The sequence below is a fragment of the Micromonospora sp. D75 genome (assembly GCF_018070405.1).
Lineage (GTDB): Bacteria > Actinomycetota > Actinomycetes > Mycobacteriales > Micromonosporaceae > Micromonospora > Micromonospora chalcea.
The window spans coordinates 1-1,227 of sequence record NZ_JAGPXV010001005.1 but is presented as its reverse complement, the minus strand read 5'-3'; the positions used below and the strand labels follow the sequence as shown (position 1 = coordinate 1,227).

General features: G+C 69.0%; 2 protein-coding genes. Both read left to right on the top strand.

Features of this window, described 5'->3' with window-relative positions:
* Positions 1–414 (top strand): alpha-hydroxy-acid oxidizing protein (locus KBX39_RS31515; protein WP_210874064.1); only part of this gene is annotated, 414 nt, incomplete at its 5' end.
* On the top strand, positions 411–1,227 hold an 817-nt coding region (locus tag KBX39_RS31510), incomplete at its 3' end, for a hydroxymethylglutaryl-CoA reductase (protein WP_210874062.1). The genes KBX39_RS31515 and KBX39_RS31510, both read left to right, overlap by 4 nt.

The window sequence follows — 1,227 nt, the reverse complement described above, 5'->3', positions numbered from 1 at the left end:
CGCGACGCCGCCGACTACTCCTTCCTCGACGGGTGGGGGCAGTCGACACCCGCCTGCCTGCTCGACGCCCAGGGCGTCGACCTGCCCGTGCTGGCCTCCGGCGGGGTCCGTCACCCGCTCGACGTGGTCCGTGGGCTGGCGCTCGGCGCCGGCGCCGCCGGGGTGTCCGGGCTGTTCCTGCGGACCCTCCTGGACGGCGGCGTGCCGGCGCTGCTGTCGCTGATCTCCACCTGGCTCGACCAGATCGAAGCCCTGATGACCGCCCTCGGCGCGCGCACACCGGCCGACCTGACCCGGTGCGACCTGCTGATCCACGGACGGCTGAGCGCGTTCTGCGCGGCCCGGGGCATCGACACCCACCGCCTCGCCACCCGCTCCGGCGCCACCCACGAGATGATCGGAGACATTCGATGAACGACGCCATCGCCGGTGTGCCCATGAAATGGGTGGGTCCCGTGCGGATCTCGGGCAACGTGGCACAGGTCGAGACGGAGGTCCCGCTCGCTACGTACGAGTCGCCGCTGTGGCCGTCCGTGGGCCGGGGCGCGAAGATCTCCCGGCTGGTCGAGGCGGGCATCGTCGCCACGCTCGTCGACGAGCGCATGACCCGCTCGGTGTTCGTGCGCGCCAAGGACGCGCAGACCGCCTACCTGGCCTCGCTGGAGGTCGACGCGCGGTTCGACGAGCTGCGCGACATCGTGCGCACCTGCGGCAGGTTCGTCGAGCTGATCGGGTTCCACCACGAGATCACCGCGAATCTGCTGTTCCTGCGGTTCAGTTTCACCACCGGTGACGCGTCCGGGCACAACATGGCGACGCTGGCCGCCGACGCGTTGCTGAAGCACATCCTGGACACCATTCCGGGAATCTCGTACGGCTCGATCTCGGGCAACTACTGCACCGACAAGAAGGCCACCGCGATAAACGGCATTCTCGGCCGGGGCAAGAACGTGGTCACCGAACTGGTGGTGCCACGGGAGATCGTCCACGACAGACTGCACACGACGGCGGCCGCGATCGCCCAGTTGAACGTGCACAAGAACATGATCGGCACATTGCTCGCCGGCGGTGTCCGCTCGGCCAACGCGCACTACGCGAACATGCTGCTCGGGTTCTACCTGGCGACCGGGCAGGACGCCGCGAACATCGTCGAGGGCTCCCAGGGCGTGACGGTCGCCGAGGACCGCGACGGCGACCTCTACTTCTCCTGCACGCTGCCCAACCTGA